Source organism: Spirillospora sp. CA-294931 (assembly GCF_050946795.1).
GTDB lineage: Bacteria > Actinomycetota > Actinomycetes > Streptosporangiales > Streptosporangiaceae > Spirillospora.
In genome coordinates, this window is sequence record NZ_CP192006.1 from 2,824,738 (window position 1) to 2,848,232 (window position 23,495).

Sequence of the window (23,495 nt, forward strand, 5' to 3'; positions counted from 1 at the left end):
TGTGGGTACTCGCGAGACGCTTCGCGCTCTCCAGGCGTCATGGTAGGGCGGGCGTGCGCGTCGGGGCGTGGGGCCGGAGGGGTGCTCCGGCCCCTCCGGCTAGTCGGTTTGTTGGGACGGTGGGGTTTCTGGCGCGGGTGGGCTTATGGGGCCGCCCACCTTGGCCAGGGGGGTTTGGAGGGGATCGCCGGAGCCGTCTCGGCGGCCGAGGACGGCGGGGAGGTCGAGCGGTTTGCCGTTCTGGGCCGAGGCTCGCAGGGGTGTGGGGCCCGTGTAGGCGAGCAGGAGGGTGTCTTCGCCCTTGAGGAAGCGGTGGGAGCGGACGCCGCCGGTGGCTCGGCCCTTGGCGGGGAAGTCGGCGAAGTCGGCGATCTTGATGGCGCCGGTCTGGGTGCCGGGGAGGGCGGTGGAGCTGCCCGAGACGGTGACGACGTGGTTCTCGCGGGTGGTGTCGACGGCGCCGAACCACAGGACGCGGGCGTCGGGGGTGAGCTTCACTCCGGCCATGCCGCCGGCTGGGCGGCCCTGGGGACGGACGAGGGCGGCCTTGAAGTGCAGGAGCTGGGCGTCGGTGGTCATGAAGACCAGGTTCTGCTCTTCGGTGTCGAGCTGGACGGCGCCGACGACGCGGTCGCCGTCCTTGAGGCCGATCACCTCGAACTCGTCGCGGTTGGCGGGGTAGTCGGGGACGACGCGCTTGACGACGCCCTGTTCGGTGCCGAGGGCGAGCCCGGCGCCGGAGTCGTCGGTGGTGCCCAGGCCGACGATGGTCTCGCCGGGGTCGAGGTCGACGTACTCGGTGATCGGGGCGCCGCCCGCCAGGGACGGTGGTGTCGCCGAGGGCGGGAGGGTGGGCAGGTCGAGGACGTCCACGCGGATCATGCGTCCGGCCGAGGTGACGGCGCCGACCTGGGCGCGGACGGTGGTGCGCACCACCGAGACCAGCACGTCGTGCGGGCCGCGGGAGCCCTCGGCGGGCAGCGGGTCGGCGGAGTTGGTGCGGGCCAGCAGGCCGGTGGACGACAGCAGCACCAGGCAGGGGTCGTCGGCCATCTCCAGCGGGACGACGGCCGAGCGGGTCTGGCCCGAGGACTCCAGCAGGACGGTGCGGCGGGGCGTGGCGAACTCGGCGGCCACGTCGGACAGCTCGGACGAGACGACCTTGCGGAGCTTGGTCTCGGACTCCAGGATCGCGGTCAGCTCGGCGATCTCGCGGCGGAGCTGCTCCTTCTCCTTCTCCAGTTCGAGCCGGTCGTAGCGGGTGAGGCGGCGCAGGGGGGTGTCGAGGATGTACTGGGCCTGGATCTCCGAGAGCTCGAAGATCCGCATCAGGCGCTGCTTGGCCTGCCCGGCGTCGTCGCTCTGCCGGATGACCTGGATGACCTCGTCGATGTTGAGCAGGGCGACCAGGAGGCCGTCGACCAGGTGCAGGCGGTCTTCGCGCTTGCGGCGGCGGAAGGCGGAGCGGCGGCGGACGACCTCGATGCGGTGGTCGACGTAGACCTGGAGGAGGTCGCGCAGGCCGAGGGTGCGGGGCTGGCCGTCGACCAGCGCCACGTTGTTGATGCCGAACGTCTCTTCCATCGGGGTGAGCCGGTAGAGCTCGGCCAGCACGGCCTCGGGGTTGAAGCCGTTCTTGATCTCGATGACCAGCCGGAGGCCGACGTTGCGGTCGGTGAGGTCTTTCAGGTCGGCGATGCCGTTCAGCTTCTTGGCGTTGACCAGTTCTTTGATCTTGGCCTTGACGCGTTCGGGGCCGACGGCGTAGGGCAGTTCGGACACCACGATGCCCTTGCGGCGGGTCGTGACGTTCTCGATCGAGACCGACGCGCGGGTGCGGAAGGTGCCGCGTCCGCTCTCGTAGGCGTCGCGGATGCCCTCCAGGCCGACGATCATGCCGCCGGTGGGGAGGTCGGGGCCCGGGACGAAGCGCATGAGGTCGTCGAGCGTGGCCTCGGGGTTGTCGATCAGGTGGCGGGCGGCGGCGATCACCTCGCCGAGGTTGTGCGGCGCCATGTTGGTGGCCATGCCGACGGCGATGCCGGACGAGCCGTTCACCAGGAGGTTGGGGAACGCGGCCGGGAGGACCTCGGGTTCCATCTCCTGGCCGTCGTAGTTCGGCCGGAAGTCGACGGTGTCCTCGTCGATGGAGGCGACCATGAGCATCGCCTCGCGGGTGAGGCGCGACTCGGTGTACCGCATGGCGGCGGGGGCGTCGTCGCCGCCGAGGGAGCCGAAGTTGCCGTGGCCGTCGACCAGCGGCATCCGCATCGCCCAGGGCTGCGCGAGGCGGACCATGGCGTCGTAGATGGCGCCGTCGCCGTGGGGGTGCAGCTTGCCCATGACCTCGCCGACGACGCGGGCGCACTTGACGTGGCCCCGGTCGGGGCGCAGCCCCATCTCGTTCATCGAGTACAGGATGCGGCGCTGCACGGGCTTGAGCCCGTCGCGCGCGTCGGGAAGCGCCCGCTGGTAGATGACCGAGTAGGCGTACTCGAGGAAGCTGCCCCGCATCTCTTCGGAGACGTCGACGTCGATGATGTTCTCTTCGAAGTCGGGCGGGGGAGGGGCCTGTGATCCGCGTCGTGCCATGTGCAACATTGTTGCCGGTCCCAGGGACAGTTTGGCCACCGCATGCCCCGGCGCGCCGCGCCGGAGCCCGATTCGAGGAGGTCCCGGTGGGTTCGCCGGCGGATTTCCAGAACGAGATCTACCTCAAGGGGCTCGGGGACGTCGTCCCGGAACTTCCCACCGATCTGACGCGGCTGGAGGGGCTGGCCGAGGAGCGGCTCTCGGCGAAGGCATACGGGTACGTGGCCGGGGCGGCGGGGAGCGAGCACACCGCGCGGGCGAACCGGGAGGCGTTCGACCGGTGGCGGATCGTCCCGCGCATGCTGCGTGACGTGGGCGGATGCGATCTGGCGACCCGCGTCCTCGGCACCGACATGCCCGCGCCGGTGCTGCTGGCGCCGATCGGGGTGCAGGCGATCTTCCATCCGGACGGCGAGCTCGCGGTGGCGCGGGCGGCGGCCGGGACGGGGCTGACGACGGTGCTGAGCACGGCCGCGTCGTACGCGATGGAGGAGGTCGCGGCGGCGAACGGCGACGGCCCCCGGTGGTACCAGCTGTACTGGCCGAAAGACCGCGAGCTGGCCGCGAGCCTGATCGGACGGGCCAAGGCGGCGGGTTACACGGCGCTGGTGGTGACGCTCGACACCTTCACGCTGGCGTGGCGTCCGCGCGACCTCGACCAGGCGTACCTGCCGTTCCTGCGGGGCATCGGCGTGGCGAACTACTTCTCCGACCCGGTGTTCCAGGAGGCGGTCGGCGGCCCGGTGGACGCGTCCAACCGCGACGCCGCCCTGATGCACTGGGTGGCCAACTTCGGCGACCCGACGCTGACCTGGGACGACCTGGGCTTCCTGCGCGAGCACTGGGACGGTCCGATCGCCCTCAAGGGCATCCAGCATCCCGACGACGCGCGGCGCGCGGTCGACGCGGGCATGGACGGTGTGATCGTCTCCAATCACGGCGGACGCCAGCTCGACGGGGCCATCGCGTCCCTGGACGCGCTCCCGGGTGTGGTGGACGCCGTCGGCGACCAGGCGACGGTGCTGTTCGACAGTGGTGTCCGCACCGGCGCCGACATCGCCAAGGCCCTGGCGATCGGCGCCAAGGCGGTCCTGGTCGGCCGCCCCTACATCTACGGGCTGGCACTCGGGGGCGAGGCGGGCGTACGGCATGTCGTGCGCTGCCTGCTGGCCGAGTTGGAACTGACCGTGACCCTTTCCGGTCATGCGGGCCTGGACGGGCTCACCCGGGAGATCCTCGCGACCGGTGACATCCGTCATGGGTCGTCCGGGTGAACCTCACCGGGGGTTCCTGACGGGCGTGACTGCCCACGGCGCCGCCGCGCGGCGACCATGGGCGGTATGAACGTGGTCGAAGTACGCGGGGTGCGGGTCCGCTTCGGCGAGCGGGTGGCCGTGCGGGACGTCTCGTTCGAGGTGGCCGGGGGCGAGGTCTACGCGCTGCTCGGCGGGGTCGGGGCGGGCAAGACCACCGTGCTGGAGGTGGCGTCCGGCCTGCGGCGTCCCGAGGCCGGGGTCGTGAAGGTACGGGGCGCCGACCCCTGCGACGCGCCCGTTTCCGTGGGCTGGCGTGACGGGGGCCTGTTCCCCGGCCTGACCGTCGCGGAGGTCGTCGACACCTGGCGGCGATGGACGCTCGACCCCCTCACCCGGGACGAGGCCCTCGCGCTTGCGGGACTCCAGCCCGAAGCCAGGTTCGAAGCACTCTCCCCCGGGGAGCGCCGACTGCTCGACCTCACGCTGGCCCTGATCGGACGCTCCGACGTGCTGTTCCTGGACGAGCCGACCAGCGGCCTCGACGCGGCGTCGTCCGACCTGGTGTGGGCGATGCTGAGAAAGGCCGGGGTGACGACCGTCGTCGCCACCCGGGAGCTGGACGAGGCGTGCCGGGCCGATCGCATCGGGATCCTGGAGAAGGGCGCCCTGGTCACGGCCTGCGCGTCCGGCTTCCTCCGGGCCGCCTGAGCGCGCGTACCCTGACGGAGGTGCAGCCCAGGATTCCGCGTCCGGCGGTGATCGCCGTGGCCGTGGTCGCGATGACCATGGTGACGCTGCTCGGCCTGCTCGCGCCCGCCCTCGCGCACGAGACGTTCGAGCGGGGCGAGGCGGGACGCGCCCTCGCGGCGGTGGTGAGCGTCGCCCTCGTCCTGGGCCTCTACGCGCGGCTGCTGTGGCTCAACCTGATGCGCCGCACCACACCCGTCCACCGGTTCGGGCTGGCCGCCATCGCGGCGGTCTGCTGGGCGCTCCCGCTGATGCTGGGGGTGGAGCCGGGCTGGGGAAACGCGCTGCTCGTCCCCGCTGGGCTGATCGCGGTCGTGCTGCCCCTGCGTGAGGCCGCCGTGGTCACGGGCCTGGCGACCGTGCTGACCCCCGTATACGGGCTTGTGCTGGGGCTTCCGGCGCTGAACGTCCTGTACGAGGTGGTGGGCGTCCCCGCGGCGGCCTTCTCGGGATACGTGCAGGTGTGGCTTTTCCATGTCGTCCAGGAACTTCGAGAAGCCCGCGCGGAGCTGGCCCGCTCGGCCGTGGGGGAGGAGCGGCTGCGCTTTGCCCGCGACCTGCACGACGTCCTGGGCCACAGCCTCCAGGCGGTCGCGTTGCGGGCCGAGGTCGCCGAGCGGTTCCTGGAGCGCGACCAGGGCCGGGTCCGCAAGGAGCTCACCGAGATCCAGTCGATGGCGCGCGACTCGGTGCGCGACGTCCGCGAGATCGTCCGCGGCTACCGGGCGACCTCGCTGCGCACCGAGCTGGACGGCATCTCTGCGGTGCTGCGCGCGGCGGGCATCCGGTGCGAGCGGCCCGAGATCTCCCCGGAGCTGCCCGCCCACGTCCACGAGCCGCTCGGTTGGGTCGCCCGGGAGGCCACGACCAACGTCCTGCGGCACAGCGCGGCGACCTGGTGCATGATCACGGTCTGGGCGGACGGGGGCCGGTACTGGCTGGAGATCGCCAACGACGGCGCCGGGCGCAGGGCCCACACGGACGGCGGCACTGGCCTGGCCGGGCTGGCCGAGCGGATCGCCGCCTCGGGCGGGGAGTTCAGCGCCGGACCGGTGGGCGACGGCACGTTCCGGGTGGCGGCCGCCGTCCCCGGGGAGGGGGAAGGCGCATGATCCGCGTCCTGCTGGCCGACGACCACCTGCTGATCCGCGAGGCCCTGGTCCTGCTGCTGGAGACCGAGGACGGCCTGGAGGTCATCGCCGACGTCGGACGCGGCGACGAGGCGGTGGAGCACGCGCTCAGGCTCCGCCCGGACGTCGCCGTCCTCGACATCGACATGCCCGGCCTGGACGGTCTGGCCGCCGCCGAGCGCCTCTCCCGCGACCTGCCCGGCTGCCGGCTGGTGATCGTGACCGCGCACGGCCGTCCCGGCAACCTGCGCCGCGCGATGGCCGCCGGGGTCCGCGGCTTCCTCGGCAAGGACGCGCCTGGCTCCCGCCTGGCCCAGGTCATCCGGCAGGTGGCCGGCGGCGCCCGCTACATCGACCCGCAGCTGGCGGCCGACGCCCTGGCCGCCGAGGAATGCCCGCTGACGCCGCGCGAGCTGGAGGCCCTGCGCGCCGCCGCTGACGGCGCCCCGATCGTCCGCATCGCCCGTTCCCTGGGCCTGTCCGAGGGCACGGTCCGCAACTACCTGTCGGCCGCCGTCACCAAGCTCGGCGCCGACAACCGCCACGCCGCCGTCCAGACCGCCCGAACCCAGGGCTGGCTCTAAGCCATTACCCCGCGACTTCCGGTTAGGCCTCGGCGTAGGTCATGGGGCGTTCGAGGTCGAGGGTGGACAGGATGGAGCCGTCCTCCCCGAGGGCTTGGGCCACGGGGGCGCGGCGGGCCGCCCAGACGACCACCACGTGGCCGTGGCCGGGGACGTCGAGGGTGCGCGCGCCCAAGCGGACCTGGGTGACGCCAGCGGCGACGCGGAGGCGGGCCTGGGAGACCCACTTGGCGCCCCAGGGGAGCAGGCGGTTGGCGTTGCGGACGGTGCGGCCCGTGCCGTAGCGCTGGAGATGGCCGCCGAGCTCGGCGGCCGTGCGCCGGGTCAGCGGTTCGGAGGGGGCCGAGCCGCCTCCGCCGCCGAGTTCCAGCCACTCGCCGTCGCGCTGGTGGAACGTCCAGCCCTCGATGAAGGCGGGGACGGCGTGCTCGGCGCCCCCGCCCCGCCGTAGGAACGTGACAACGGCAATGTCGCCATCGACGTCGAGGGAGAGCGGCAGGTAGTCGCGGCCGTCCTCGAAGCCGCTCGGGGCGGGGCTGGGCATGCCCTCCCGCAGCAGTCTCCGTGCCTCCGCGTGTACCTCGTCGTCGCTCATGTTCCGGACCTCGTGATAAATGCCTACAGGGGAAAGGGCCCTGCGGGAGGGCCCTTTATGTGGGCATCACTCTAAAGGTCGGCGGCTCCTGGTTTCACCTGGTTGCGCGGGTCTTGTTTGCGCGCCTTTCCGTCACGGCCGAGTGCCCGTGCCGCCAGTGTCGCGCAAACCCCCGCCAGCGGTAGTTCCAGGCCGATGGCCAGGGCCAGGGCGAACGTCCGGTCGGTGTCCGATGTCGCGGTCGTCACATCGAACCAGGCGTCCATCAGCAGCAACGCTCCGGTAGCGGCGGCTGTCAATCCGTAACGTTGGTCTCCCCGGGTGAGGAAATAGCCGGTACTGAGCAGTCCGGTGGCGAGCATGACGTCCAGGCCGATCCAGGCGGTCGACCAATTCGCGACCTGGGTGGTGGCCGGAAGGCGCGCCGCCAGCACGCACATCCACGGGACGAGGGCCGCTCCACCGGCCATGAATCCCCATCCCATAGAGCGTGCGGGGGAGGTGTTGCGGGTCACGACGGCGACCATTGGGGCTCCTTCGATTAGGCACTCCGCCAAGCGTGGTCGAGCGGCGCGTCACCTTCAGTAACGCCGCTATCCGAATCGGGGTGGCACTGGCTTCACCCCCGGACCTGCACCAGGCCGCATGGCGGACGCCCAACTGGGGCAATACGGTTGCCGCATGGCGACCCCGACCCCGCGATGGCGGCTGGCGACGGCGCACGCTCCGTGGTCGCCGCAGGCCCGGCGCGACAGCGTCTTCGTCGCCTCCGGCGTCCCGCTGCAACTCGGCGGGTGGGCGGTGTTCGGGGCGCTGTGGGGCATGCTCCCGATCACCGACGTGGTCGCCTACGTCCTGACGGTGGTGTCGAGCCTGCTGGTCCTGCTGGTGGCGCGCCCGCTGACCTCGGCGCAGCGGCAGCGCTTCTGGGCGATGCTGGACGTCGACGTCCCGCCGCTGCCCGCCCGGCACGGGCGCCGCTGGGACCTGCTGTCAGAGCTGCGCTCGGAGGATCTGTGGCGGGCGCTGGCGTATCACATGGTCGTGGGCCCGGCCGTCGCCTGCGGCGGGGTTGCCGTCGTCCTCCTCGGGGGCGCGGGCGTCGCGTTGGCGAGCCTCTGCGCGTTCGCGTGGGCGCTGCCCTCGGACAGCTCTCTCTACCTGGTCGACCACCCCGTCCGCGTGGGTTTCCTGACGGCGCTCGGGTTGCTGATGGTCGCCGTCGTGCCCTGGATCGCGCGGGCGGTGCGCAGGCTGGACGTGCGCGCCGCCGTCCTGCTCGGGCCGAGCCGGGCCGCCGAGCTCGAACGTCGTGTGGAGGACCTGGCCGAGAAGCGCGCCCACGTGGTGGACGCCGCCGACCTCGAACGCCGCCGCATCGAGCGCGACCTGCACGACGGCGCCCAGCAGCGCCTGGTCTCGCTGGCCATGAACCTCGGGCTGGCCCGCGAGACGCTCACCGGCGTCCCCGAACCGGCCATGAAGGTGATCGTCGAGGCGCACGAGGAGGCCAAGGAGGCCCTCACCGAGCTGCGCGACCTGATCCGCGGCCTGCATCCGGCGGTGCTGGAGGACCGGGGCCTGGACGCCGCGCTGTCGGGCCTGGCCGCCCGGGTGCCGCTGGCGGTGCGGCTGCGGGTGGACGTCGAGCCGCGCGCCTCCTCGACCGTCGAGGCGGTGGCCTATTTCGTCGTCTCCGAGTCGCTGGCCAACGTCGTCAAGCACGCCCGCGCCTCGTCGGTGGACGTCACGGTCGCGCGGGACGGCGACGTGCTGCGCGTGGCCGTCCGCGACGACGGCGTGGGCGGGGCCGACCCGTCCCGGGGCACCGGCCTTACGGGGCTGGCGCGGCGGGTCGGCTCGGTGGACGGTACGTTCCGGATCACCAGCCCCGCCGGGGGTCCCACCACCGTCACCGTGGAGTTGCCGTGCGCGTTGTGATCGCCGAGGACTCGGTCCTGCTCCGGGCCGGGCTGATCAAGCTGCTGGAGACCTCGGGGTTCGAGGTTCCGGCGGCGGTCGGCGACGCGGACGCCCTGCTGGCCGCCGTCGAGGAGCACCGGCCCGACGCAGCGATCGTGGACGTCCGGATGCCGCCAGGGTTCTCCGACGAGGGCGTCAAGGCGGCGCTGATGATCCGGCGCGAGCGTCCCGGCGTCGCGGTGCTGCTGCTGTCGCAGTACGTCGAGGAGCGCTACGCCGCCGAGCTGCTCTCGGCCCACACCAGCGGGATCGGCTACCTGCTCAAGGACCGGGTCGCCGACGTCTCGGCGTTCCTGGACGCCCTGCGCCGCGTCGCGTCCGGCGGCACGGCCCTCGACCCCGAGGTGGTCTCGCAGCTGCTGCTGCGCCGCCACAGCGACCCGCTGGAACGGCTCACGCCGCGCGAGCGCGAGGTGCTCGGGCTGATGGCCGAGGGACGCTCCAACGCCGGGATCGCCGCCGCCCTGGTGGTCAGCGAGAGCGCCGTCGCCAAGCACATCAACAGCATCTTCGCCAAGCTCGACCTCCCTCACGCGGGGGCCGACCACCGCCGCGTCCTGGCGGTCCTGCGCTTCCTGGACGGGGACACGTGACCCCCGAGCCGCCCCGCCCACCCGGGAGGCGCGGGGTCTGGGTCTTCCTGGCGGCCGTCACGGCCCTGGTCACGCTGCTGCCGATCGGCCTTCAGGCGTGGGGCCGGACGCTGCACCGGACGCGGACGAGCGTCCAGGAGCACCACCGCCCCATCCGCGAGGTCCAGGTGGACGCGGGGGAGGCCGAGGTCACGATCGGGCCAGGTCCGGCCGATCGGGTGCGTGTGCACCAGACGCTCGGTTACGTGCTGAGCGATCCCCGCGTCCGGCAGAGCGTCGCGGGGGACGTCCTCATCGTGAAGTTCGAGTGCGACGATTCGGCGCTCGACCTCAACGACGAGTGCGAGGGACAGATCGACCTGCGGGTTCCTCCGGGGGTCGGAGTGCGTGCCGCCGTGTCCAGCGGGCGGATCGCCGTGCGCGACCTGCACGGCCCCCTGCGGCTCCAGGCCGCGTCGGGGCTGCTGGAGATGGCCGAGGTGCGCGGCGACGTCTGGGCCGAGGCCGACTCCGGGATGATCAAGGGGACGGGGCTGGCCTCGCCGGAGCTGACGGCCCGGGTCGACTCCGGCGCGCTCCGGCTCGCCTTCACCCGTCCGCCCCGCCGCGTGGAGGCCAAGTCCGGCAGCGGCCCGATCCGCGTCACCGTGCCGCCGGGCTCCTACTATCGGGTGGACGCGCGGTCGGAGTCGTCCGACACTCGGGTCGACACCGCCCTGCACGACCCGTCCTCGGAGCGGTACATCCGCGCGACCAGCGGATCCGGTCCGGTCAGGGTGCTGCGCGGCGACCTCGGCTGACCTGGTGAATGACGCGCGTCACGATCGGCCCCGGAGTCCCGGATGACCTGCGTCACGATCGGCCCCGCAGATTTGCGTCATCTGCGTCTGCCCGGTTAACTGATGACATGACCGCCGTGCGCCCCTGCCTTCCGTGCCGTCCGCTGACCATGCGGGCGATGGGGTGCGCGTGCCGAATGTGTGAGCGCTGAGGGCCCCCGACCGAATCTCGCGCCCCGAAGCGAGCGACCTCTCCGACCCGAGCCGCACATGAACCTCCAGAGCTTCGAGCTCCACCTGCTGAGCCACGCGCCGTACCCGCCCGGCCTCTCCTGAGACCCGGCGCCCGCCACCGCGCTCACGCACACCGCTCTGCCCTGACCGCTTAGAGCCATGGCCCCACCCCGGGCCCGGACACCCTCACGGATGATTTCCTGTGATTCAGATAGAAAAACTCAGAAAGGTCTATCGCACCCGCGGGCGCGAGGTGGCCGCCGTCGACGGCGTCGATCTCTCCGTGCGCGAGGGCGAGATCTTCGGCGTCCTGGGACGCAGCGGCGCGGGCAAGAGCACGCTGCTGCGCTGCGTGAACCTGCTGGAGCGTCCCGACGAGGGCCGCGTGGTCGTCGACGGGCGCGATCTGCTCACGCTGCCCGCCGGGCGGCTGCGCGAGGCGCGCCAGGGCATCGGCATGATCCACCAGCACTTCGGGCTGCTCTCCAGCCGGACCGTCGCGGGCAACGTGGCGTTCCCGCTGGAGGTGATGGGCGTCCCGCGTGCCGAGCGCGCCTCCCGGGTCGCCGAACTGCTCGAGCTGGTCGGCCTCACCGAGCACGCCCGTGCCTACCCGGCGCAGATCTCCGGCGGCCAGAAGCAGCGCGTCGGCATCGCCCGCGCGCTGGCCGGACGGCCCAAGGTGCTGCTCTCGGACGAGGCGACCTCGGCGCTCGACCCCGAGACGACCGCCTCCATCCTGGAACTGCTGCGCGACCTCAACCGCAGGCTCGGCCTGACCGTCCTGCTGATCACCCACGAGATGGACGTGGTCAAGCGCATCTGCGACTCGGCCGCGATCATGCGCGACGGCCGGATCACCGAGGCGGGCCCGGTGCGCGAGCTGCTGCTGCGTCCAGGCTCGGAGCTGGCGCGCGGGCTGTTCCCGCTGCCCGCGCCCGACCCGCTCCCCGGCACGACCGTCGTGGACGTCACCTTCGAGGGCGACAGCGCCGACCGGCCGTTCGTCTCCGAGCTGGCCCGCACCTACGCCATCGACGTCAACATCCTCGGCGGCGCCGTCGAGCGCGTCGGCGACGTCCGGATCGGACGGCTGCGCGTCGCGCTGCCGGGCGTCCCGGACGCCAACGCCGCCCAGCTGGCCCACCTGCGCGACGCCGGGCTGACCGTCGAGGTCCACGGCGGGGCCGCCGACCATGAGGAGATCACGCCATGACCTGGGACGAGATCTGGCCGCTGCTGTGGAAGGCCACCGGCGAGACGGTCTACATGACCGGTGTCGCGGCCCTGTTCACCGTCGTGTTCGGCCTGGCGATCGGCGTGCTGCTGATCCTGACCGACGCGGGCGGGCTGCGTCCCGCGCGGCCGGTCAACAAGGTGCTCGGCGCGGTCGTCAACGTCGGCCGCTCGCTGCCCTTCCTGATCCTGATGGTCGCGATCATCCCGTTCACCAAGCTGGTGGCCGGGACGTCCTACGGCAACTCGGCGGCGATCGTCCCGCTGACCGTCGGCGCCATCCCCTTCTACGCCCGGCTGGTCGAGGCCGCGCTGCGCGAGGTGGACCCCGGCGTGATCGCCGCCGCCCGCGCGATGGGCGCCTCGCTGCGGGAGATCGTGGTCAAGGTGCTGCTGCGCGAGGCCCGTCCCGGCCTGGTGTCGGGCCTGACGGTCACCGTGATCGCCCTGGTCGGCTACACCGCCATGGCGGGGACGGTCGGCGCCGGCGGCCTGGGCTACCTCGCCATCAGCTACGGCTACGAGCGCTTCGAGACCAAGGTCATGATCGCCACCGTCGTCGTGCTGATCGCCCTCGTCCAGCTCGTCCAGATGGCCGGAGACGTCGCCGCCCGGCGGCTCGGCCACCGCTGACCCCCACCCCACCCAGTAGAGAAAGGCACGACTCGTGCTCCGTCGAAAGTTCACCGTCGCACTCGCCTCGATCGGCCTGCTGGCCGGGCTGACCGCCTGCGGCTCCTCCGACGCCTCCAGCGACAAGGACGGCCCGCTCAAGGTCGCGGTCAACCCCGTCCCGCACGGCGACATCCTCAAGTACGTCAAGGACGAGCTCGCGGGCAAGGCCGGGCTCAAGCTGGAGATCGTCACCTTCGACGACTACGTCCAGCCCAACAGGGCGCTCAAGGAGCACCAGGTCACCGCCAACTACTTCCAGCACGTGCCGTTCATGCGCGAGTTCGAGAGCGCCCAGAAGACCAAGCTGACCTTCGTCGCGCCGGTCCACCTGGAGCCCCTGGGCGTCTACTCCCGCAAGGTCAAGGACCTCAAGTCGGTCGCGAACGGCGCCACCGTCGCGCTGTCCAACGACCCGGCCAACCAGGGCCGCGGGCTGAAGCTGCTGGCCGACAACGGCGTGATCACGCTCAAGCCGGGCGCGTCCACCTCGGCCACCGAGAAGGACATCGCCACCAACCCCAAGAACCTGAAGTTCAAGCCGCTCAAGCCCGCGCAGCTGCCCCGCTCGCTCGACGAGGTCGACCTCGCGGTGATCAACGGCAACTACGCCCTGGAGGCCGACCTGGCGCCCAACAAGGACGCCCTGGCCGCCGAGAAGCCCGACGGCAACCCGTACGCCAACGGCCTGGTCACCCTCCCCGGAGACAAGGACGACCCGCGCGTCAAGAAGCTGGCCGACCTGCTGCGCGGCCCCGAGGTCAAGAAGTTCATCCAGGACAAGTACAAGGGCTCGGTCATCTCCGCCTGACCCGCCCGACCCAAAGGCCCCTCGGTACCCCCGAGGGGCCTTTGGTTTATTCGGTCGCGGGACGCGGACCGCGATGCCTAGGTTGGCCCACGAACCGCACCGACGAAACGAGGACGTTCGTGACCCAATCCCACGAAGAGCCCGCCCTCTCCGACGCGCGCGGCCTGGCCGTCGCCATGGAGCGCATGCTCCGCCTCGCGGGAAACCGCATCGCCGACCACAACGCCGAATCACCCCTCGTGGCCCGGCTCACCGACCACATCGGGGCGCCGCTGCACGAACTCGTCCAGGTCGACCACGAGTACCGGCCGTGGGAACACGCCAGCCTCCAGCGCGGCATCGACGCCTACCTGGCCGCGCGCTCCCCGGGAGCCGAATGGTTCGGCATCTCGGGCCGCCACCGCGGTCACGAGAACATCAGCGACATGCTCAGCGGCGCCCTCCAGAACGGCGCCTACGGGCTCGGACGTCCCGACTACGGGACGGCCGCGACCGGCCCCGACACCTCGATGGAGATCGTCACACTCGGGCTCGTGGCCGCCGCCGCACCCGACGGCGCCCCCGTCGTGATCGGCGTCCGGCCCGCCGACGACTTCCACCGCACGGTCGTGGCGAGCGTCTTCGCCCGCGACCGCGCGACCGCGGCGGCCGTCCGCGACGAGATCGGCCGGCTGTGCGCCGAGCACGACGTGATGCGCGGCCAGTTCCTCAGTTTCGGATCCAGCGAGCACCACGGCAACGCGCTGGTGTCGTTCCTGCCCAGACCAGACCTGGCCGCCGCCGACGTCATCCTGCCCGACGGCCGGCTCGAAGCCGTCGAGGCGCACGTCGTCGGCATCGCCGAGCACAGCGAGCAGCTGCTGAAGGCGGGCCAGCACCTCAAACGGGGCCTGCTCCTGCACGGACCTCCCGGCACCGGCAAGACGCACACCGTCCGCTACCTGACCAGCCGCCTCACCGGCTGCACGGTCGTCCAGCTCACCGGCCCCGCCATGCAGTACCTCGACCCGGCGGTCGCGCTGGCCCGGCGCCTCCAGCCCGCCGTGGTCATCGTCGAGGACGTCGACCTGGTCGCCGAGGACCGCGACCTGTACGAGGGCAGCCAGCCGCTGCTGTTCGCCCTGCTGGACGCCATGGACGGCACCGCGGGCGACGCCGACGTGGTCTTCATGCTCACCACCAACCGCGTGGACACGCTCGAACGCGCGCTCGCCGAACGTCCCGGCCGGGTCGACCTCGCCGTCGAGATCCCGCGCCCGGACGCCGAGGGACGGCTGCGCCTGCTCCGGCTCTACGGGCGCGAGCTGCGGCTGGACGCCGACCTGACCAAGATCGCCGACCGGACCGAGGGCGTGACCGCCTCGTTCGTCAAGGAACTGGTCCGCCGGGCCGTCCTGGTGGCGCTGCGCGACGCGGCGTCCGTGGAGGTGCTCACCGACGATCACTTCGACACCGCGCTGGGTGAGATGTTCGACCCGGCCCAGTCCCTGACCCGAGGGCTTCTGGGCGCCGCCGGGAACGAGGGCTGAAATCGCGCCCGTGATGTCCGCCACGCCTGATAGGACAGGTCCCGACATTTGATCCGAAGGGGACCTCATGGGCGTGTACGAGAACTTCACCGAGTACGCCGGGCTGCCGGTGGCCGCCTTCTACGAGGAGGGTGACGGGCGCTCGGCGGCGGGCTCGGTGGCCTGGGCCGTCCGCACGATGTTCGACGAGAAGCCGTTCGACGACGTCTTCGCGAGCTTCCTCGACACCGTCGACACGAGCCAGGTCACGGCGCTGCTCATCGGGTACTGGGGCGCGTCCTATGACGAGAAGTGCGCCGACCCGGTCGCCCTGCTCGCCGCGGCGGCCGACCGGTTCCCCCGGCTGCGCTCGCTGTTCTTCGGCGACATCACCGCCGAGGAGTCGGAGATCTCCTGGATCGAGCACTCCGACATCACCCCGTTGATCTCCGCGTTCCCCGACCTCGAACGGCTCGAGGTGCGCGGCGCCCAGGGCCTGAGCTTCGACCCGTTCCGCAGCACCGCCCTGAAGGTGCTGCGGTTCGAGTCCGGCGGGCTGCCCAGCCGGGTCGTCCGGTCGGTGGCCGCCTGCGACCTGCCGAACCTCGAACAGCTCGACCTGTGGCTCGGCACCAGCGAATACGGGGGCGACTCGACCGTGGCCGACCTCGCGCCGATCCTCGGCGGCGAGCGGCTCCCCGCCCTGCGCCGCCTCGGCCTGGAGAACTCCGAGATCCAGGACGACGTCGTCGCGGCCGTCGCCGGCGCCCCGATCGTGGCACGGCTCGAAACCCTGAGCCTCGCCATGGGCGTCCTCACCGACCGCGGCGCCGAGGCACTGCTGTCCGGCCAGCCGCTCACCCATCTGACCCGGCTCGACCTGCACCACCATTTCCTGTCCGACACGATGATGGAACGCCTCCGCGCCGCCCTGCCCGGCGTCGAGGTCGACCTCGACGACCTGCAGGACCGCGACGACGACTGGCGCTTCACCGCGGTCGCCGAATGACCTTCACCGTCATCGGGGTGCCCGGCGGCCGGCGGGCCGGGCTGTTCGCCGCCGCCTGCCGGGCCGAGGGCCTGCGCGTCCCCCGCGTGATCCCCTGGGCGGACGTCCTGCGCGGCGCCGACCCCGAGCCCGACCCCGGCACGCTGCTGCGCATCGACTCGCCCGGCAAGGACCCCGAGACCGACGCGCTGCTGCGCGGCCCGGGCGAACCGTCCCGGGTCGCCGGGGGAGCGCGCTGGCACGAGAACCTCGTCCGGGCCCTTCGCCGGGTGCGGCCGGGGCCCCACCTGCTGAACGACCCGTACGAGATCGCCGTGATGTTCGACAAGCGGCGCACCCACGCGCTGCTCCGCGACGCCGGCGTCCCGGTGCCGCCCGCGCTGCCCGGCGTCCGCGACTACGCCGGGCTCCGCGCCCGGATGGCCGCGACGGGGGAGCGGCGCGTCTTCGTCAAACCGGCCCACGGCTCCTCGGCGTCCGGCGTCGTGGCGCTCCAGGTGTCCGGCGACCGGATCAAGGCCGTCACCTCCGCCGCCCGCGACGGCGAGGGCTTCCACAACTCGCTGCGCGTGCGCACCTACGAGACCGAGGCCGAGGTCGCCGCCCTGATCGACGCGCTCGGCCCCGACGGCCTGCACGTCGAACGCTGGCTGCCCAAGGCGTCCATGCACGGCCTCCCCTTCGACCTGCGCGTCGTCGTCGTGGCGGGCGAGCCCACCCACGCGGTCGTGCGCACGAGCCGGGCCCCCATGACCAACCTGCACCTCGGGGGCCGCCGGGGCGACCTCGACGCCGTCCGCCGCGCCCTGGGCGAGGACGGCTGGCGCCGCGCCCTCGACACCTGCGCCCGCGCCGCGGCCTGCTTCCCCCGAAGCCTCATGGCCGCCGTCGACCTCCTGGTCGGCGTGGGCCTGCGCCGCTTCGCCGTAGCCGAGGTCAACGCCTTCGGCGACCTCCTCCCCGGCCTCCGCGGCCTCCCCGACGGCCCCGCCCCCGGCATCGACACCTACACCGCCCAGATCCGAGCCGCCTTCACCCGAGACCGCGCCCCATGCCCCCTCTGAGCCCCAAGAGACCGCGCCCGCCTGCCCGAACCGCGCTCGCCCGCTGTCGCGGGCTACGGCCCATGCACGCCATGACGGCTGTCGCCCTCCACCGATCTCGCAGACGCGCGTTGCGTGCGTGGCGAGCGCGACCCAGTTTGTCTGGCTGCTCTGCGCCGCCATGGTCTCTGGGGGTGCTCGCTATGACGGCTGTCGCCTGCCACCGATCTCACCCACGCGCAGGGACGGATCGTGGCCGCGTTCGTTGGCTTTCGCCGCGCTGCGGCGACCTTTCCCGGGGGTTCGGTTCATGCGGGATATGAACGCCGTGGTCGGTACGCACGACCTGCTCCTCGTCACGCTCGACACGTTGCGGTACGACGTGGCCGCCGAGCTCATGGCGGCGGGCGAGACGCCGACGCTGGCCGGATTGCTGACCGGCGGACGCTGGGAACGCAGGCATACACCCGGGAGCTTCACCTATGCCGCGCATGCCGCCATGCTGGCCGGCTTCCTTCCGACGCCCGCCGCGCCGGGGCCCCATCAGCGGCTCTTCGCGGCGGCGTTTCCCGGCAGCGAGACGACGGCCGACGGCACCTGGACGTTCGACGCCGCCGATCTCCCCGCGGGCCTCGCCCGGATCGGGTACCACACCGTGTGCGTGGGCGGCGTCGGGTTCTTCAACAAGCGCACCCCGCTGGGGTCGGCGCTGCCCTCGCTGTTCGCCGAGAGCCACTGGGAGCCCGAGTTCGGCGTCACCGAACCGGCGTCGCTGGAGCACCAGATCGCGCGGATCGCCGAGGTCATCGGGCGCGAGCCCCCGGACCGGCGGCTGTTCCTCCTGCTCAACGTCGCCGCGCTGCACCAGCCCAACTGGTTCTACGGCGACGGCTCGTCCCGGGACGACTCCCGCGAGTCCCACGCCGCCGCCCTGCGCCACGTCGACACCCAGCTCGCCTCGCTGTTCGCGCTCATGCGCCGTCCGTGCTTCGTGATCGTCTGCTCCGACCACGGCACGGCCTACGGCGAGGACGGCCACACCGGGCACCGCATCGGCCACGAGGTCGTCTGGACCGTTCCCTACGGAGAGTTCGTGCTGTCATGACCAGCCCCTACGAGGGCTATGTGTACGCCTACCCGCACAAGACCGCGTACCGCCCGCTCGACCCGATGCCGTCATTGCGCGATGTCTGGCGCGACGAGGACAAGAGCACGCTCTTCCTCTACGTCCACATCCCGTTCTGCGAGATGCGCTGCGGGTTCTGCAACCTGTTCACCCGAACGGGTGCCCCCGAGGAGCTGACCAGCCGCTACCTCGACGCGCTCGCCCGCCAGGCCGACGCCGTCCAGGACGCGCTCGGCGACGCCGCCTTCGCCACGGCCGCATTCGGGGGCGGCACCCCCACCTACCTGACCGCGTCCGAGCTGGAGCGCCTGTGTGACCTGGCCGGACGCTTCGCCGACCTGTCCGCGATCCCGCTCGGCGTCGAGACGTCCCCGGCGACCGCGACCACCGACCGGCTGACCGTCCTGGCCGACCGGGGCACCACCCGCGTCTCGATCGGCGTCCAGAGCTTCCTGGACGAGGAGACTCGCGCGGCCATCCGCCCCCAGAAACGCGCCCAGGTGGAGGCCGCGCTCGACCGGATTCGCTCGGCCGGCTTCCCCGTCCTCAACCTGGACCTGATCTACGGGATCAAGGGACAGACCCCCGCCACCTGGCGGTACTCGCTTGACGCCGCCCTGGCCTGGCGGCCCGAAGAGATCTACCTCTATCCGCTGTACGTCCGCCCCAAGACCGGCCTCGCCGGCCGAGACCACGAGAGAGACGCCCAGCGCCTCGATCTGTACCGCCTCGGACGCGACCACCTGCTGGCCGAGGGCTACGAGCAGGTCTCCATGCGCATGTTCCGCCTGCCCGGCGACGCGACCGGCACCGAGTACTGCTGCCAGACCGACGGCATGGTCGGCCTGGGCTGCGGCGCCCGCTCCTACACCACCGACCTGCACTACTCGTTCGAGTACGCCGTCGAGGCGAGCGGGGTCCGCGCGATCATCGACGACTACGTCCGGGCCCGCGACTTCGACGTCGCGCACGTCGGCTACCGCCTGGACGACGAGGACCGCCGCCGACGCCACCTCCTCCAGTCGCTGCTCCAGGCGTCCGGCCTCGACCGCGCGGCCTACAAGGACCGCTTCGGCGACGACCCCGCCGAGTACCTCGCGCCCTTCGCCGACCACGGCTGGCTGGACGAGACCGCCGACCGGATCGTCCTGACCCCCGAGGGCCTGGCCCACTCCGACGCGATCGGCCCGGCGCTCTTCTCGTCCCGCGTCCGGCGGCGCATGGACGAGTACGAGGCCCGCTGATGGAGCACCTGACGATCCTGTACCGGGGCCCGCTCGCCAGTTGCGACTACGACTGCCCGTACTGCCCTTTCGCCAAGCGCCGCGACACCCCCGACCAGCTCCGCGCCGACCGCGCCGCCCTCGCCCGTTTCACGTCCTGGATCCAAGCCCAGGACCACCCGATCTCGGTGCTGTTCACGCCCTGGGGTGAGGGCGTCGTCCGCTCCTGGTACCGCGAGGCCCTGATCCGGCTCAGCCACCTGCCCCACGTCGAACGCGTCGCGATCCAGACCAACCTCAGCCACCGCACGTCCTGGACGTCCGACGCCGACCTGTCCACCCTCGCGCTCTGGACGACCTACCACCCCGGCCAGGTCCCCCACGAGCGCTTCCTCACCAAGACCCGCGACCTCACCGCCCGCGGCGTCCGCTACAGCGTCGGCGTCGTCGGCCAGCCCGAACACCTCTCCGCCGCCCGCCGCCTGCGCACCGAACTGCCCTCCGAGGTCTACCTTTGGGTCAACGCCGCCGAGGGCCGCACCTACACCGACGCCGAAGCGGCCGACTGGACGTCCATCGACCCCCTCTTCGCCCAAAGCCGCCACCCCCACCCCAGCCGCGGCCTCCCGTGCCGCACCGGCGACAGCGTCATCTCGGTCGACGGCGATGGCACCGTCCGCCGCTGCCACTTCGTCCCCACCGTCCTGGGCAACCTGTACGACGATTCATTCCGCTCCGCCCTGACGCCCCGCCCCTGCCCCCTGGACCTTTGCGACTGCCACATCGGCTACGTCCACCTGGAGCCCCTGGGCCTCTACGACACCTTCGCCAACGGCATCCTGGAACGCATCCCCCACCTCTGACGCCACTCAGGGCGGTGTCCCTTGGGGAGGGGGGAAGAGGCCCCAAGGGACACCGCTGGGAGTGCCGGGGTGGACCGGCGTCCGGTTAGGTCTCTTTCTGGGGGACGTAGTCGGCCTCGGTCAGGCCGAAGGTCCAGGCGACGCCCTCGCGGGCGGTGCGGGTGCCGGGTGGGACGCGCAGGTAGTAGGTGCGGTAGGTGCCGTCGGGTTCGGGGGTCGAATTGATGACCTCGACCATGACCACGGGCTCGTCGCCGGGGACGGTGATGCTCCACAGCGTGCCGGTCTCGTCCTTGTGGACGGGACGGGCACCGGTCTCGGCCAGGTAGCGGTCGTAGCCGAAGATCTCCAGCATGACCCGGCGGAGTTCGGCGTTCTCCTCGGCGTCGATGCGGGCGCGGTCGAGGCCGTCCAGCGAGGACACGAAGTCGGACGGGATCGGCATGCCGCGCCAGGCGTGCAGGGCGAAGCCGTCGGGGTAGGCCATCGCGGGGCCGTCGCCGCGGTGCAGGCGGCCGGGTTCGTCGCGGTGCAGTTCGGTGGGGCGTTCGGAGACGATGACCAGGTTCTCGTAGGGCCACCACCAGCCCGCGTCGCGCGCCGCCTCGGCGAGGCCGGGCGGTAGCCGGTCGAGGTGGTCGAAGAGGGCGAGCCAGGGGGCGTCGTGCTGGCCCTGGACGGCGTCGAGCGTCGCGGCGCGCAGCAGGGATTCGGCGGCGGAGTCTTCCTCGGCCATGGATCCGATGGCCTGGCGGACGCGGGACACCAGGTCTTGGACCTGGTCCCAGAAGGTCGCGCCGGTCTTTGACCAGGCGCGGGACCATTCCTGCGGCCCGAGTTCGGCATGGGCCGCCTTGCGTGCCGCCTCCCAGGGGCGCGTCCGTACGGCGTCGCGCACGCTCTTACCCGGGGCGGGGAGTTCCGAGACCGATCGGACGAACTCGTCCAGGTGGGTGGGGTTGGCGTTCGGGCTCTCGGCGGTGGGCCGGAGGAGGTCGCGGAAGCGGCGCTTGGCGGGTGCGGGACGGTCGGTGGGCGGGTCCGGGCTCTCCTCTGGCGCGCTTGTGGAGAGGTGCTTGAAGCCCTTCAGGCCGTCCTTGGTCAGGGTCTTGGCGTGGCCTGCCAGGAGTGCGGCGGCCACGGCGCCTTGGGCCGGGGAGGGGACCCAGATGATGTGTTCGGGGGGCGTCAGACCTGCGGCGGTGTAGGCGGTGGCGATGCCCGCTTCGGCGCGGTCGCGGGCGGCGGGGCCGGTGGCGAAGGCGGTGGCCTGCCAGCTGAGGAGCAGGCTCGCGTGGTCGATGTTCATCGGTCAGTCGGCCACGACTCGGACGCTGCCCGGGACGTACTCGCGCTGCCTGACCACGCGGTACCAGCCCTTGGGGAGGGAGATCGCGGCGTGCTCCTCGTGGACGAGCCGCCCGCCCTTGGGCAGGTGCAGGTGGTCGGGGGCCATGGGGTGGGCGTCGCGGACCAGCGTGCCCTCGGCGGTGAGCGCGTGGGCGTGGCCGGTGGCCTCGCCGAGGGCGAGCACCAGGCGTCCTCGCGCGTCGCGCGGTTCGGACTTCCGGTTGCGGACGGTGTGCGGGACCGCTTCGTCCGGCACCGGCACGATGAGGATGTCTCCCTGTCGGTACATGCCGAGAAAGGTAGACGCGGCCACCGACAGTTTCAGTAGCCGCGGGTCCGGCGGGCGGCGGGACGGGCCCAGCGGCCGGAGGCGCTGAGGCCGACGCGCTGGAAGGCGCGCACGAGCTCGCCGCCGAGGTTGACGCCGGCGCCGAGGGCCAGGGCGACCGAGAGCGCGCCGATCAGGCTGAGGACGCCCGCCTCGGGGGACCCGGTGTTGACCTCGACCATTCCCCGGTAGAGGAGCGTTCCAGGCAGCAAAGGGCCGATGGCCGGGACGACATAGGGCAGCGAGGGCGCCTGGTGCCGCCGGGCGAGCATGCTCCCGAATACGCCGACGATCACCGCGGCGACGGCCGAGGCCAGGACGGGCTTGGTGTCGAATTCCAGCAGCAGGACGTAAAGGACCCAGATCAGCCCGCCGCCCAGGGCTGCCGCCGGGAGGACGTTCTTCGGGACGGCCAGCGACATCGCGAACGTGAGCGAGACCGCGGCGGCGGCCAGGACGGGGACGGGCCCCAAGGAAACCGGGGCCGTCGGCAGGTGTTTGACGTCGATCTGGACGTTCATCCGCACCGCGAGGTAGACGATCACTCCGAGCCCCGCCACGATCGCGGCGATCATGAAGAAGACCTCAAGGATGCGGGCGCCCGCGCTGACCAGGTCGCCGGTGATGCCGTCCTGGATGCTCGCCACCAGGGGGCGCCCCGGGAGGAGGGCCAGGATCGCCCCCGTGACGATGGTGGACGCGTGGGCCGGGTTGCCCATCGCGACCACGATGGCCGCGGCGGTCGCCCCGATGGCGGCGGCCACGACCAGCTGGAAGAACTCGGCGATGCCCCGGCGGGCCAGGGCGGCGGCGGTGCGGTCGCCCAGGAGGGTGGCCACGAAGGCCGTCCCGGCGACCAGTGGGCCGCCGCCGCCGAGCACACTCGCGGACGCCGCGATCAGCGCCAGCGAGATCACCAGCATCCAGGGCGGGTAGGGGCCGCGCCCGTGCTTGATCTCGCGGAGGCGCCGCTGGGCCTCGTCCAGCTCGAGCATCCCGATCTGGGCTTCCTGGACGAGCGAGTGCAGCGCGGTCAGCCGCCAGAACGCGGGTGTGCGGCGCCGGATCGACCGCGCCCCCGTGACGGGTGGCGCGCCGTTCCCCGGGTGGGCGGAGACCAGCAGGCTCGTGAGCGTGACCTGGACCTCGCAGCGGGGGAGCTCATAGGCCTGGGCGAGTCCGAGCATCGCCTCGTTGACGCGCTCGGTGGACTCGCCGCTGGCCAGCAGGAGTTCCCCGACGCGGAGCACGAGCTCGACGGCTTTGGGGTCGACGGCGTCGCCCGGCTCGTCCTCGGGCGGTTCGGGCGGCGCCCCGTCCATGAGGATCTGCCACGTTTGCCGCAGCCGTTCCGTTGCCCGCCCCATTCCCGGACGTGACCTCCCACCCCAAAGCGATTGATCTTCCTGGCAGGCTACCTTCCGGGGTTCGGGAGGCCGGAGGGCGGCTCAGCCCTTGCGGGTGGCCGACCGGACGGTGAGCATCGCGCCGCTGGCGAGGAGCCCGCCGCCCACGAACAGCCCCGCGACAAGGCCCGCCGCCGTGCTTTCGGGGAAGAGCGCGTAACACCCGCATGCCACCACTGCGCCCGCCACCAGCGGGACGAACGTCACGGGCACGGAGGTTCTGCGCATCGTGGTGTTCTTCGCCACCCGGTACAGGATCACCAGCATGGCCACGGCCTCCAGCGACATCAGGGCCAGCCGGAGATCGGTGTGGGAGACGAGCGTGAGGGTCATGGTCATCAGCAGCAGCGTCATCGGGAGCGCGGCGGAATCGCGGTTCATAGTTAGAGATCCTACCTAGATCGCGATGGTGCTTTGGTTACGGCCG

Annotated in this window: 23 protein-coding genes; 16 read left to right on the plus strand and 7 right to left on the minus strand. The window is 72.2% G+C overall.

Annotated elements, in window-relative coordinates; all coding sequences use genetic code 11:
- Window positions 1-99 precede the first annotated feature (99 nt).
- Entirely contained in the window at window positions 100-2,592 is a 2,493-nt protein-coding gene (locus tag ACQPY4_RS12575; RefSeq protein WP_433335713.1) for a DNA gyrase/topoisomerase IV subunit A, read from the minus strand.
- Between the two features lie 86 nt (window positions 2,593-2,678).
- On the opposite strand from ACQPY4_RS12575, the gene ACQPY4_RS12580 reads away from it, so the two are divergent.
- The 4 genes from ACQPY4_RS12580 (at window position 2,679) to ACQPY4_RS12595 (ending at window position 6,309) form a co-directional block, all read left to right on the plus strand.
- Complete coding sequence (locus ACQPY4_RS12580; RefSeq protein WP_433335715.1) at window positions 2,679-3,866, plus strand: lactate 2-monooxygenase; 1,188 nt, start codon at window positions 2,679-2,681, stop codon at window positions 3,864-3,866.
- Between the two features lie 66 nt (window positions 3,867-3,932).
- Window positions 3,933-4,556: an ATP-binding cassette domain-containing protein gene (locus tag ACQPY4_RS12585; RefSeq protein WP_433335716.1), complete on the plus strand. Its 624-nt coding sequence runs from the start codon at window positions 3,933-3,935 to the stop codon at window positions 4,554-4,556.
- 20 nt (window positions 4,557-4,576) lie between these two features.
- A complete protein-coding gene (locus ACQPY4_RS12590) occupies window positions 4,577-5,707 on the plus strand; it encodes a sensor histidine kinase (protein ID WP_433335718.1) in 1,131 nt (376 codons plus the stop codon).
- Window positions 5,704-6,309, plus strand: a complete 606-nt coding sequence (locus tag ACQPY4_RS12595; RefSeq protein ID WP_433335720.1) for a response regulator — start codon at window positions 5,704-5,706, stop codon at window positions 6,307-6,309. Before ACQPY4_RS12590 ends, ACQPY4_RS12595 begins: the two co-directional genes overlap by 4 nt.
- 22 nt (window positions 6,310-6,331) lie before the next feature.
- Here ACQPY4_RS12595 and ACQPY4_RS12600 read toward each other — a convergent pair whose 3' ends face one another.
- Together ACQPY4_RS12600 and ACQPY4_RS12605 are read right to left on the minus strand one after the other, a co-directional pair.
- Entirely contained in the window at window positions 6,332-6,904 is a 573-nt protein-coding gene (locus ACQPY4_RS12600; protein ID WP_433335722.1) for a hypothetical protein, read from the minus strand.
- A 71-nt stretch (window positions 6,905-6,975) separates the two neighbouring features.
- Window positions 6,976-7,431, minus strand: coding sequence for a hypothetical protein (locus ACQPY4_RS12605; RefSeq protein ID WP_433335724.1), 456 nt, complete (start codon window positions 7,429-7,431; stop codon window positions 6,976-6,978).
- Window positions 7,432-7,585: 154 nt separating this feature from the next.
- Between ACQPY4_RS12605 and ACQPY4_RS12610 the strand changes: the two genes are divergently transcribed.
- From ACQPY4_RS12610 to ACQPY4_RS12665, 12 genes are all read left to right on the plus strand, one after another.
- Window positions 7,586-8,845, plus strand: coding sequence for a sensor histidine kinase (locus ACQPY4_RS12610; protein WP_433335726.1), 1,260 nt, complete (start codon window positions 7,586-7,588; stop codon window positions 8,843-8,845).
- Window positions 8,833-9,480: a response regulator gene (locus ACQPY4_RS12615; protein WP_433335728.1), complete on the plus strand. Its 648-nt coding sequence runs from the start codon at window positions 8,833-8,835 to the stop codon at window positions 9,478-9,480. The genes ACQPY4_RS12610 and ACQPY4_RS12615 overlap by 13 nt, the downstream gene beginning before the upstream one ends.
- Complete coding sequence (locus tag ACQPY4_RS12620) at window positions 9,477-10,280, plus strand: DUF4097 family beta strand repeat-containing protein (RefSeq protein WP_433335730.1); 804 nt, start codon at window positions 9,477-9,479, stop codon at window positions 10,278-10,280. Before ACQPY4_RS12615 ends, ACQPY4_RS12620 begins: the two co-directional genes overlap by 4 nt.
- Before the next feature lie 415 nt (window positions 10,281-10,695).
- A complete protein-coding gene (locus tag ACQPY4_RS12625) occupies window positions 10,696-11,709 on the plus strand; it encodes a methionine ABC transporter ATP-binding protein (protein WP_433335732.1) in 1,014 nt (337 codons plus the stop codon).
- Window positions 11,706-12,362 (plus strand): methionine ABC transporter permease, encoded by a 657-nt coding sequence (locus ACQPY4_RS12630; RefSeq protein WP_433335734.1) that lies wholly within the window; start codon window positions 11,706-11,708, stop codon window positions 12,360-12,362. Before ACQPY4_RS12625 ends, ACQPY4_RS12630 begins: the two co-directional genes overlap by 4 nt.
- A gap of 34 nt (window positions 12,363-12,396) precedes the next feature.
- Complete coding sequence (locus tag ACQPY4_RS12635) at window positions 12,397-13,212, plus strand: MetQ/NlpA family ABC transporter substrate-binding protein (RefSeq protein WP_433335736.1); 816 nt, start codon at window positions 12,397-12,399, stop codon at window positions 13,210-13,212.
- Between the two features lie 119 nt (window positions 13,213-13,331).
- Window positions 13,332-14,741, plus strand: a complete 1,410-nt coding sequence (locus ACQPY4_RS12640; RefSeq protein WP_433335738.1) for an AAA family ATPase — start codon at window positions 13,332-13,334, stop codon at window positions 14,739-14,741.
- 67 nt (window positions 14,742-14,808) lie between these two features.
- Entirely contained in the window at window positions 14,809-15,729 is a 921-nt protein-coding gene (locus tag ACQPY4_RS12645) for an STM4015 family protein (RefSeq protein ID WP_433335740.1), read from the plus strand.
- A complete protein-coding gene (locus ACQPY4_RS12650; RefSeq protein WP_433335742.1) occupies window positions 15,726-16,793 on the plus strand; it encodes an STM4014 family protein in 1,068 nt (355 codons plus the stop codon). The genes ACQPY4_RS12645 and ACQPY4_RS12650 overlap by 4 nt, the downstream gene beginning before the upstream one ends.
- A gap of 289 nt (window positions 16,794-17,082) precedes the next feature.
- Window positions 17,083-17,877, plus strand: a complete 795-nt coding sequence (locus tag ACQPY4_RS12655) for an STM4013/SEN3800 family hydrolase (protein ID WP_433335744.1) — start codon at window positions 17,083-17,085, stop codon at window positions 17,875-17,877.
- The gene (locus ACQPY4_RS12660; RefSeq protein ID WP_433335746.1) at window positions 17,874-19,142 is read left to right on the plus strand and encodes an STM4012 family radical SAM protein; all 1,269 of its coding nucleotides are present in this window, start codon (window positions 17,874-17,876) and stop codon (window positions 19,140-19,142) included. Before ACQPY4_RS12655 ends, ACQPY4_RS12660 begins: the two co-directional genes overlap by 4 nt.
- On the plus strand, window positions 19,142-19,984 hold the full coding sequence (locus ACQPY4_RS12665) for an STM4011 family radical SAM protein (RefSeq protein WP_433335748.1): 843 nt from the start codon (window positions 19,142-19,144) through the stop codon (window positions 19,982-19,984). Before ACQPY4_RS12660 ends, ACQPY4_RS12665 begins: the two co-directional genes overlap by 1 nt.
- 85 nt (window positions 19,985-20,069) lie before the next feature.
- Here the strand turns inward: ACQPY4_RS12665 and ACQPY4_RS12670 are convergent, their stop codons facing one another.
- The 4 genes from ACQPY4_RS12670 to ACQPY4_RS12685 form a co-directional block, all read right to left on the minus strand.
- On the minus strand, window positions 20,070-21,293 hold the full coding sequence (locus ACQPY4_RS12670) for a DUF6745 domain-containing protein (RefSeq protein WP_433335750.1): 1,224 nt from the start codon (window positions 21,291-21,293) through the stop codon (window positions 20,070-20,072).
- Between the two features lie 3 nt (window positions 21,294-21,296).
- Window positions 21,297-21,623 carry a hypothetical protein gene (locus ACQPY4_RS12675; protein ID WP_433335752.1) on the minus strand — a complete coding sequence of 109 codons (327 nt, stop codon included), beginning with the start codon at window positions 21,621-21,623 and terminating at the stop codon, window positions 21,297-21,299.
- Window positions 21,624-21,655: 32 nt separating this feature from the next.
- Window positions 21,656-23,029, minus strand: coding sequence for a threonine/serine ThrE exporter family protein (locus tag ACQPY4_RS12680; protein WP_433335754.1), 1,374 nt, complete (start codon window positions 23,027-23,029; stop codon window positions 21,656-21,658).
- 81 nt (window positions 23,030-23,110) lie between these two features.
- Complete coding sequence (locus tag ACQPY4_RS12685; RefSeq protein WP_433335756.1) at window positions 23,111-23,449, minus strand: hypothetical protein; 339 nt, start codon at window positions 23,447-23,449, stop codon at window positions 23,111-23,113.
- Between the last annotated feature and the right edge of the window lie 46 nt (window positions 23,450-23,495).

Coding starts and splice junctions, on each gene's coding strand:
- ACQPY4_RS12575 (WP_433335713.1), bottom strand. CDS start 2,592: ATGGCACGACGCGGATCACAGGCCCCTCCCCCGCCCGACTTCGAAGAG.
- ACQPY4_RS12585 (WP_433335716.1), top strand. CDS start 3,933: ATGAACGTGGTCGAAGTACGCGGGGTGCGGGTCCGCTTCGGCGAGCGG.
- ACQPY4_RS12595 (WP_433335720.1), top strand. CDS start 5,704: ATGATCCGCGTCCTGCTGGCCGACGACCACCTGCTGATCCGCGAGGCC.
- ACQPY4_RS12600 (WP_433335722.1), bottom strand. CDS start 6,904: ATGAGCGACGACGAGGTACACGCGGAGGCACGGAGACTGCTGCGGGAG.
- ACQPY4_RS12605 (WP_433335724.1), bottom strand. CDS start 7,431: ATGGTCGCCGTCGTGACCCGCAACACCTCCCCCGCACGCTCTATGGGA.
- ACQPY4_RS12610 (WP_433335726.1), top strand. CDS start 7,586: ATGGCGACCCCGACCCCGCGATGGCGGCTGGCGACGGCGCACGCTCCG.
- ACQPY4_RS12630 (WP_433335734.1), top strand. CDS start 11,706: ATGACCTGGGACGAGATCTGGCCGCTGCTGTGGAAGGCCACCGGCGAG.
- ACQPY4_RS12645 (WP_433335740.1), top strand. CDS start 14,809: ATGGGCGTGTACGAGAACTTCACCGAGTACGCCGGGCTGCCGGTGGCC.
- ACQPY4_RS12650 (WP_433335742.1), top strand. CDS start 15,726: ATGACCTTCACCGTCATCGGGGTGCCCGGCGGCCGGCGGGCCGGGCTG.
- ACQPY4_RS12655 (WP_433335744.1), top strand. CDS start 17,083: ATGCGGGATATGAACGCCGTGGTCGGTACGCACGACCTGCTCCTCGTC.
- ACQPY4_RS12660 (WP_433335746.1), top strand. CDS start 17,874: ATGACCAGCCCCTACGAGGGCTATGTGTACGCCTACCCGCACAAGACC.
- ACQPY4_RS12665 (WP_433335748.1), top strand. CDS start 19,142: ATGGAGCACCTGACGATCCTGTACCGGGGCCCGCTCGCCAGTTGCGAC.
- ACQPY4_RS12670 (WP_433335750.1), bottom strand. CDS start 21,293: ATGAACATCGACCACGCGAGCCTGCTCCTCAGCTGGCAGGCCACCGCC.
- ACQPY4_RS12675 (WP_433335752.1), bottom strand. CDS start 21,623: ATGTACCGACAGGGAGACATCCTCATCGTGCCGGTGCCGGACGAAGCG.
- ACQPY4_RS12680 (WP_433335754.1), bottom strand. CDS start 23,029: ATGGGGCGGGCAACGGAACGGCTGCGGCAAACGTGGCAGATCCTCATG.
- ACQPY4_RS12685 (WP_433335756.1), bottom strand. CDS start 23,449: ATGAACCGCGATTCCGCCGCGCTCCCGATGACGCTGCTGCTGATGACC.